Genomic DNA, 9157 nt, shown 5'->3' with positions numbered 1-9157 from the left:
GTATCTACGTGCAGGACAAAGTCTATGATGCCTTCTCCGACAAGCTGGCGGCGGCCGTTGCCAAGCTGAAGATCGGCAATGGTCTCGACCAGGGCGTCATCCTCGGCCCGCTGATCGACAAGGCGGCGCTGGAGAAGGTGGAAGAGCATATCGCCGATGCCACCGCCAAGGGCGCGCGCGTGATCCAGGGCGGCAAACGCCATGCGCTCGGCGGCACCTTCTTCGAAGCAACGGTTCTGGCCGATGTCACCCAGGCGATGGCAGTCGCCCGCGAGGAAACCTTCGGCCCGGTCGCGCCGCTGTTCCGCTTCAAGGACGAGGCCGATGTCGTCGAACAGGCCAATGACACCGAGTTCGGGCTGGCCTCCTATTTCTATGCCAAGGATTTGGCGCGGGTGTTCCGTGTGGCCGAGGCGCTGGAATACGGTATGGTCGGCGTCAACACCGGGCTGATCTCCACCGCGGAAGCGCCGTTCGGCGGCGTCAAGCTCTCGGGCCTCGGCCGCGAAGGTTCGAAGTATGGGATCGAGGAGTTCACCGAGATCAAATATGTCTGCCTCGGCGGCATATAATGAATGCCCCAGTGGAGGGGCACGCACCACATTGGCTATCCAGGGAGGAATTGAGCAATGCCTACGATATTACCCAAGCGAGAACGAATGCCCGAACTTACTACAATCGAGCGGCTGTTGATCCTGCTCGGCACGGCAAACATCTGGTATGCCTGCTACGCCCACGTTGGCAATTGATGGTTAGGACGAATGAGCGGCTTCTCACGGCCGGCACCTGCGGATGATCCGGTCCCTGCGTTGATCGAAGCAAGACGTTAAGGAGGCGGCTGTCATGCCGCGAGTGGCCCGGCGTCCCTTCTTTCGCGATCCGCACGTTTTTTGGGCGGCTGTGGGTCGATAGTGGGCGGGGTCTTGGCAACATCACGATTTGCTTGTCGATGGTTGTTGACCCGATCAGCTTCGCCTAGCCCGCATCCATCGACGCTTGGCTGAGACAAATGTTGAAAGGTTCGCCCGCGACAAACCAATCGTTGGGTGGATTTTCAACGAACATCACGGTTGTTGCGGCTGGCGCCACCCCGCCTATCCATTCGAACGCGTCGGTGATGGCCTTCGCGAGTTCTGCCTTTTTCTCCGGATTCCGGCCGGAAATAACTCGACCCTGACGATCGGCATTGTCGAGACCTCAATTGTCCATAGGCCAGGTATCGGAGACGCGGTATCCACCCTGGAAGGGATCGGCTGGATCGACCATCAGCTGTTTCGTTCCGATGATCCAGGCACGGCCCGAGAGTATCGGCCTGATTGCGGGTATGCCGTTGATCTCAAGCTCTTCATCGATACTGCAATGAAATTCGCTGTTGAGCATCGAGGTGCCCACAAACCTGTCGCCGACCTTCATCAACCCCTTGGCGTGGAGGACGGCCATGCGTGCGGAGCAACCGGTGCCACAGGGGGAGCGATCGACCTTGCCTGGCCGGATTGCAACGGCATTCTTGCCATGCAGAACACTGTCCTTCACGATCACCGGATCGGTCATTTGACAGAAGGAGATTCCGCTCCAGTCGTTTACAGGGTGCTTGAAGCCGATCTGTTGGTTGGCGGCTTCCGTGATCTTGACGCCCATGCGCGCAATGTCACGCGCCTCGTCGGGACTGAGGCTCAGGCCGAGCGAAGCGGCATCGACGATGACGAAACTGTCTCCGCCATAGGCGATATCGACGGTCATCGTGCCCAGCCCTTCTACTTCGAGCTTGACGTCAAGTTTGTCGGCAAAGGAGGGCACGTTGCGCACGCGGATGCGCTCGGCCTTGCCGTTTCGGCACTCGGCTTCGACGTCGATCAGGCCGCCCGGCGCTTCCAGGACCAGGCGTGTAATCGGTTCCTGCATCGGGATGATGCCGGTGTCGAGCAGGACCGTCGAGACGCACATCGAGTTCGAGCCCGACATCGGTGGCGTGTCGGCGGGTTCCATGATGATCCAGCCCATCTGCGCCTTCGGATCCTTGGGCGGCACCAGCAGGTTGACGTGCCGGAAGACACCACCGCGCGGTTCGTTGAGCACGAAGTCGCGAAGAGTTTCGTCCTCGGCGATCCAGCGCGACTGGTCCCAAATAGTTGCACCCGGAGGAGGAGCGACGCCGCCGACGATGACGTCACCGACTTCGCCTTCCGCATGGCAGCTGACGATGTGGACGATCTTGGAAGAGCGCACTGTGAAAGTTCCTTGATTGCGGACGGGACGGGTTCAAATGGACTTCAGGAAGGCGGCCGTTTCCGGCTTCTGGGCGTTCTCGAAGATCTGCTCCGGCGAGCCTATCTCGTGGATGCGCCCCTCGCGGAAGAAGGCGACGCGATCCGACACTTCGCGCGCGAAGCGCATCTCGTGGGTGACCACGATCATCGTCATACCCTCCTTCGACAGCATGCGCATCGTATCGAGCACTTCACCTACAAGCTGCGGATCGAGAGCCGAAGTGACCTCGTCGAACAGCATGTAGTCGGGTGACATCGCAAGCGCTCTGGCGATTGCCATTCGTTGCTGCTGACCGCCGGACAGCCGCGAAGGGAATACGCCCAGCTTCTCCTTCAACCCGACATGCGACAGTTGCTCTATCGCGATCGCTTCAGCTTCTTGCCTGGATTTCCCAAGAACCTTCCTGGGCGCAAGTGTAACGTTCTCCAGCACAGTCAGGTGAGGGAATGCATTCCACTGTTGAAACACGATCCCGATACGGCGGCGCAGTTTGTTAAGGTCCGTGGTCTTGGCGTGAACCTCCACGCCATCAACCGCAATGCGTCCGCGCTGGATCCCTTCGAGGCCGTTGATGCACATCAACATCGTTGACTTGCCGGATCCCGAACCGCCGATCATCGACAGAACTTCGCCCTTCTTCACCGTCAGATCCACGCCTTGCAGCACCTGCAGCGAGCCGAATTGTTTGTGTACGTTCTCAATGGCGATCATTGCGTGCCCCACTTTTTTTCAAGTTGATTTCCGAGCCGGGCGATTGGAAAGCTCATTACGAAGTAGATCAGCCCGGTAATGCCCAAGATCAGCAATGGCTCCTGGACGCGCGACGTTACGATCTGCGAGCTCCGCAGAAGTTCGACGATGCCGATCCACAGGACGAGCGCTGTGTCTTTCATCACGCCGAGCGTCAGCCCTATCCAGCTCGGGAAGACGACCCTGGTGGCAATCGGCAGTGTGATGGACTTCATTTCCTGCAGCCAGCTGAGACCAAGAGATCTCGCCGCCCGGCGTGTCGTCTGAGGGACGGCGCCGACGCCGCTTCTGACGATCTCGGTACAGAAGGCGGAGGCGTAGATTCCCAAACATACGCAGCCGACAGTGAAGGTCGGCCAGTTCAGCTTGAGCATGCTGTTGAACGAATTGAACAACACGAGCTGAATGAGGAGCGGTACGGACCGGAAAACGTCAAGGACGGCGCCTAGCGTGTTGCCGATCCACCCGGGAGCACCTGCTCTGACGAGGCCGAATAGGACACCCAGAACCGTCCCGATCACGACGGACACCAGGGTAATTGCGAGCGTGGTTACCGCTCCGGAAAGCAGGAACTGAAAATCGCCCCATGTAAATGATCCACCGAAATACATCGTGACCTCCTAGTATCGGAACAAGCGCCAAGCCACGATGCGTGCTGACACCGTGAAGGCCTTGGAAATGAGGTAGTAGAGGCAAGCCGCGACGAAGAAGTACTCGAAGGTTCTGTAGGTCACGACGTTGAGTTCCTGGGTGACGCCTGTGAGATCTGTGGTCAGGCCGACGATGACCCCCAGGGAGCTCATCAGAATGGACCACACCATCTGGTTGGTCATGGCGTGGAAAACCGCGCGCAGCATCTGCGGGATCACGATATGCCACAGGGTCTGGACGGCACCCAGCCCGAGGGAACGCGCCGCGCGCGTCTGCGTCTCCGGAACGGCAGAAAAACCGCCGCGGAACGTCTCTGCAAGGTAACCGGCGTTGTTGAAGGTGATGCCGAGCAATAGCGCAGCATAGGAGCTGACCTGCAGCCCAAGCGAACCCAGACCGAAATAGAGCATGTAGACCTGGAAGAGCGCCGGGGTGTTTCTCGCAGTCTCGATCCAGACATCGGCCGGCCAGGACAGGTATTTTTTCCCCGACCGTTTGCCGAGTGCCAGGAAAATAGCGAGAACTGTTCCGATCAACATGGCCAGGCCAGCGATCTCGATCGTCTCCAGGGCGCCCCACAGCATCTCTGGAAGCGCGCGCAGGACCGGCCTCCACTGGAATTGATAGTCCATTTGTATCTCATTCTCTTTAAGCGCCCGCCGGCCGTAGCCCTGCGCACGAAGAGGAATTTGCGAGCACCGCGCAGCCTCGGAGCGCCGGATTGACCCTGCGTCCATCGACGATGCTGTCAGTCGCTCGGTTGACGGAAACGCATGCGCGCCTCCTGTGGCGCCCGATCGATTGGGACCGGACGCCATCTCCCGATGAGGCGGATTCCGGTTATCGGTAGGCGCCGGGAACGGTGAGATCCGGGGCCGCGCCGGCATCCTCGCCAATCCACTTCTTGTAGAGTTCCGCGTAGCGGCCGGAGCGAACCTGGCGGTTCAGGAACAGGTTGACATAGTTGAGCCAGCCCTGCTCCTGGCGCTTGACGATCAGCGCGCAATAGTCGGCATCAACCGGCGCGACGCCGACGACCTTCAGGCCCGGATATTTGCCGGACTCGATGATCGCTGCAGCAATGGTCGACGTAGTGTAGGTTGCGTCGATGCGCTTTTGTCCAAGCGCCAGGAACGTGTCCGACTGGCTTTGGAACGTGAGCATCTGCGATTTTGGATCGTCCATCTTCTTGATCTCGTCAGCGAGGGCAAGTGTTTCATAGGCGCCAGCCGGGCCACCGACCGTGTGTCCCTTAATGTCGTCCGGTCCTTTGATGCCAGAATCCTCGCGTGCCAGCACGATCGTCTCGAACACGAAATAGGGGATGGAAAAGCCAACGGTTTTCGCGCGTTCCAGCGTATCGGAAGCGACAGCGACGGCCACGTCGGCCCGTCCCGACAGGATCGCGGGGATGCGGTCGTTTTCCGGCGTGTCGACGATCTCGACTTCGACGCCCAGTGCCTTGCCGAGGTCGTTGCAGTAGTCGACGTCGAAACCGATCGGATTGTTATCGGCATCACGCGAGCCGTTGGGCGGGAAGTCGAGCTGCACCGCGCAGCGAAGCTTGCCTGCGCCGATGACGTCGTCGAGCTGGTCAGCATGGGCAGCCGAGCCGCACATCGCGGCAGCGGCAAGAGCCATAAGCGGGATCATTTTCTTCATTTTCAGTTCCTCTCTTGCTTTGGTTTCGTTTTCGCATATCGCCTATCGTATACGCTTCTTCGGCACCTCTCGCCGCACGCACTAAAGGCAGCAAAGAAGCTATTTTAGATATCGTATACGATAGCGAGGTTAGCCCGCAGTGTCTGCGGTGGTTATCTCGCGTGCCACGCGGCAAGCCGCGAGATCCCAAGCCGCGCAGCCGACGCTTTTAAAGAAGATCGGCCCTGCGACATTCGCCGTCCCCTTCAGAACGTCGGCGAGGGAAATCACACCCGACCAGTCGATACCGGCCTGAATGAGATCGCCAGCCTCGTGCCTCGCGCCGGCAGGATCGTCGACGATCAGAGTGCTTGCCAATACCGTCTCCCTCCCCACTTCGGCTGCGTCCGGCGTGAAGGCCCCTACCCCCACGACAAGCCGACCCTGCCTCGCCACTTCCGTATAGACGGGCGTCTTGCTGGTGGTCAGCGTAACGACGACGTCGACGCGAGACCAATCTCGGTCCGTAAAGGGCATGATGGAGCAAGCAGAATGCCTCGCGCAGAATAGCGCCTCCTCCTCCCGGGAAATTCCGGCAACGACCAGATCGACACCGGGATAGAACGACGAGAGTGCCTGCACATGCGTCGACGCTTGCTTTCCGGTGCCAATGATCGCGACGGCCTTCGGCGGCGTTTTGCGAAGCCGGCTGATGGCCAAGAGCGTTATCGCCGCCGTTCTCCGGCCCGTGACGGTCGGGCCGTCGAGGGCGAACAGGGAGATACCGGTGACGGCGTCATAGGCAACGACTTCCCCGTTGATCGTCGCAAGACTGCGGGAAAAATTCGACGGGCACACATTGACCAGCTTGTGGCTGGCTATGTCCTCAGCACTGGCGGGCATGGAGAGCATGACACCGCCCGCCGCCAGAGGAATGACCAACCGTTCCGGACTGACGATCTTTCCGTCGGCGTATTCGGTCACGGTTTTTTCCAGCTCCCCGACGAGCAAATCGAAGGGAAGCAGCCTCTCCGTCTCAGTTGCATCGAACCTTTGGATCATCATCAGCTCACCAGAAAACCGAACTTAAGCGGATCGGCTTCGTCGATCACCCAATTGGCAAAGCCGCAAATGTAAGCACTGCCCTCCACCTCCGGGACAACCGCATCGAAATCCCCGACCTTGGTTTCGGACAACACGCGCCCCTTGAAGATCGTGCCGATGATCGATTCATTGACGAGCGTATCGGCGGCGGTCATCTCACCACGAAGATAGAGCTGCGCAACGCGGCCCGCCGTGCCCGACCCGGTGGGAGAACGATCGACGGCGCGATCGGCATAGACGCAGCAATTGGCCTGCGTCGAACCCGCATGACGAGGGTCGCCATAGACCATCACGCCGTAGACGTTATTGAATTCCGGGATCTCCGGATGCACGAACGGCATCTTGGCATTTGCAGCAGCCTTGATCTCATATCCAAGCTGCATGACGCGCTGCGCATCGAATTCGCGGATTTCGACGCCGTGCTTGCGGCCATCGACGTAAAAATACGTCGCACCGCCGTAGGCCACATCGCCGGTCACTTCGCCGAAGGTCGGCGTGTGGACGGTCACGTCACGGCTGAAAATGAACGACGGCACGTTGACGAAGCGAACGGAACCGGTGCGCTCACCATCCCACTGCACATAGGCTTCGATAAAGCCGCAGGGCGCATCGATGCCAACCTTCGTCTCCGGCGCCTTCCGCTCGATCCAGCCCAGTTCCACGGCCGCGGTCGCCAGAGCAATGACGCCGTGACCGCAATGCGGGCTGTAGCCCATGTTGTTGAGGAAGATCACGCCGAAGTCGGCTCCGGGGTGGACCGGCTCGGTCAGATATCCACCGTAGAGATCCTTGTGCCCGCGGGGCTCCAGCAGCACGGCGCGCCGATAGTGATCGGCGTTCTGTTCGAGCCAGGCAATGCGCTCGACAATCGTCTTGCCTGGAATCTTGGGCAGCCCCTGAGTGACCAGGCGAAAAGTTTCGCCGCAGGTGTGCAGCTCGACTGTTGTTAGTAACCGATCGAATTTCATGTTTCTCCCTCTCACCGACGACTAAATTGCTGTCGTCAATTTTAACTTTCAGATATCGTATACGATCTACTATACCTGTCAAGGCAGTTTTATCAGCCTGCAGGCGAGATCTTCAGCTCCGTGGCGAATTGGTGGAAAATCGCTCCAAGCTGAATGCGGAGAGGTCAGGAACCGGACGTCCCGCAAGCACCGCGGCCACGGCCTCCCCGACTCCCAATGCATGCTTGAATCCATGCCCCGAACAGGCGGATACCAAAAACAGCCCCGGAATATCCGGATGCCAATCGAGCAGAAACCCGTCATCAGGCGTCGAAGTGTAGAAGCACGTTTCCGACATCCGCAGCACCGGGGAAACGCCCCCGAAGAATGGCTGGACGTGGCGCTGGAAAAACCGATCGCTAGAACCGGAGGCGAGCGGATCAACGTCGGTGTCCGCGACAAAAAACTTGATCCCATCGCCCGATCCTTCGAGCGGAAAGACCGTCGCGCAAGCACCACCAACACCCTGGCGGAACCACATCAAGGTCGGAAACCTGCCCGCTTGATAGGCGGCCGTATCGAGCGCTTTGAACGTAAACGTCCTTTGCCGGCTGACGGACAGCAGAGGGCCAAACTGTCCACCAAGGAGTTCTCCCATCCATCGACCTGCAGCGACGACGACCTGTCGGGCGCGGATCCGTACCCCCTCGGTCTCTATTTCCACGCCGCCCTCGACGGGCGTGACCCGCCTGACGGCGGAATTTTGCAAAACCGCCGCGCCAGCCTGTTTGGCAAGCGCGATCTGCAGGTTCAACAGCGGTTCGGGGCGAATGAAGCCGGCACCGGGCTCAAAATAGCCCGCGTCCTCGTCCGCCACGCCGATAAACTGCGGATAGCGCTTCCTCAAGTCCCCGGACGACAGGACCTGGTGCGCGATGCCATTGTCCTCGGCAGTCCGAACGGTGTCGCTCAGAAAACTACTGGAACTGTCCGCGGCCTGCGATCCAATGATCAGCGTTCCGGTGCGTTGCATCAGGTCGGCATCGTATCGGCGCTCGAAGTCACGCAGAAGCTCATTCGTGCGCCGGACAAAATGAAGATAGGCGGGGCCTTCGGCGACTGCCTCTCTCGTCACCTTGTAGCCGCCATGACTTGCACCGTGGCGATGCGGAGGGCTGTATGTGTCGATACCAACGACTTTCCGACCCGACTGGGACAGGAAGTGCAGTGTCGATGCGCCCATCACGCCAAGCCCGATCACGGCGTAGTCGGCTTCGAGAACGGTTTGAACGGTGGTCATGGAATGCCTCGAAACTCTGCTCGCATCATCTCAGGACGACTGGCGCATGAAGAAAAGGCCGGGCAGATTGGCCGTGAACCCCCACTTTTCGTAGAAGGGCAGCATGTCCTCGAGGCAGTAGAGTTCGCGATGCTTGACGCGCGCGAGGACGGGATCCGTCATGACGGTCTCCATCAGCAGACGGCCGAGCCCAGTGTTCCGCCACGTATCCTTGACGATGATATCGAAGATCATCGCTTTGTAGACGCCGTCCGTCATGGCACGCGCGAAGGCGACAAGTTCCCCGTTCAGCGGATCGAGATAGGCGAAAATCGGTCCTGCGTGCTTCAGAAGCCTTTCGACATCCGCTTTCTGGCGGCCCTTGGTCCACCATTCCTGCTGAAAGAGGTCCACCAGTTGGTCCATTTGCTCTGGCGCCAGATCTCGCCGAAGTTCAAGTCTGTTTTTATCGAGCGTCATGTTGCGGCCTTCCTGTTTGAGCCAATCGTTTTGGGGT

10 protein-coding genes are annotated in these 9157 nt (G+C 59.5%); 1 reads left to right on the top strand and 9 read right to left on the bottom strand.

Annotated features, from left to right (window positions below; all coding sequences use genetic code 11):
• The coding region (locus BKP54_RS32735) for an aldehyde dehydrogenase family protein (protein WP_128090558.1) at nt 1–572 on the top strand (572 nt) is incomplete at its 5' end.
• A gap of 625 nt (nt 573–1197) precedes the next feature.
• On the opposite strand, the gene BKP54_RS32725 is transcribed toward BKP54_RS32735, so the two are convergent.
• From BKP54_RS32725 to BKP54_RS32685, 9 genes are all read right to left on the bottom strand, one after another.
• Nucleotides 1198–2226 carry a proline racemase family protein gene (locus BKP54_RS32725; RefSeq protein ID WP_084815551.1) on the bottom strand — a complete coding sequence of 343 codons (1029 nt, stop codon included), beginning with the start codon at nt 2224–2226 and terminating at the stop codon, nt 1198–1200.
• Nucleotides 2227–2259: 33 nt separating this feature from the next.
• A complete protein-coding gene (locus BKP54_RS32720; RefSeq protein WP_084815550.1) occupies nt 2260–2979 on the bottom strand; it encodes an amino acid ABC transporter ATP-binding protein in 720 nt (239 codons plus the stop codon).
• Entirely contained in the window at nt 2976–3629 is a 654-nt protein-coding gene (locus tag BKP54_RS32715) for an amino acid ABC transporter permease (protein ID WP_084815549.1), read from the bottom strand. Before BKP54_RS32715 ends, BKP54_RS32720 begins: the two co-directional genes overlap by 4 nt.
• 9 nt (nt 3630–3638) lie before the next feature.
• Nucleotides 3639–4301 (bottom strand): amino acid ABC transporter permease, encoded by a 663-nt coding sequence (locus BKP54_RS32710; RefSeq protein WP_084815548.1) that lies wholly within the window; start codon nt 4299–4301, stop codon nt 3639–3641.
• A gap of 208 nt (nt 4302–4509) precedes the next feature.
• Nucleotides 4510–5331, bottom strand: a complete 822-nt coding sequence (locus tag BKP54_RS32705; protein ID WP_084815547.1) for a transporter substrate-binding domain-containing protein — start codon at nt 5329–5331, stop codon at nt 4510–4512.
• A gap of 129 nt (nt 5332–5460) precedes the next feature.
• The gene (lhpI, locus tag BKP54_RS32700) at nt 5461–6372 is read right to left on the bottom strand and encodes a bifunctional Delta(1)-pyrroline-2-carboxylate/Delta(1)-piperideine-2-carboxylate reductase (protein WP_280951702.1); all 912 of its coding nucleotides are present in this window, start codon (nt 6370–6372) and stop codon (nt 5461–5463) included.
• A gap of 2 nt (nt 6373–6374) precedes the next feature.
• Nucleotides 6375–7382, bottom strand: a complete 1008-nt coding sequence (lhpH, locus tag BKP54_RS32695) for a trans-3-hydroxy-L-proline dehydratase (protein WP_084815545.1) — start codon at nt 7380–7382, stop codon at nt 6375–6377.
• A 112-nt stretch (nt 7383–7494) separates the two neighbouring features.
• On the bottom strand, nt 7495–8661 hold the full coding sequence (gene solA, locus BKP54_RS32690; RefSeq protein WP_084815544.1) for an N-methyl-L-tryptophan oxidase: 1167 nt from the start codon (nt 8659–8661) through the stop codon (nt 7495–7497).
• A gap of 30 nt (nt 8662–8691) precedes the next feature.
• Nucleotides 8692–9120, bottom strand: a complete 429-nt coding sequence (locus BKP54_RS32685; RefSeq protein WP_084815553.1) for a GNAT family N-acetyltransferase — start codon at nt 9118–9120, stop codon at nt 8692–8694.
• Nucleotides 9121–9157 lie beyond the last annotated feature (37 nt).

The sequence above is a fragment of the Ensifer sp. 1H6 genome (assembly GCF_001976035.1).
GTDB lineage: Bacteria > Pseudomonadota > Alphaproteobacteria > Rhizobiales > Rhizobiaceae > Ensifer > Ensifer canadensis.
Note: the sequence above shows the minus strand (reverse complement) of the source record. Positions and strands in the feature narration are given on the sequence as shown.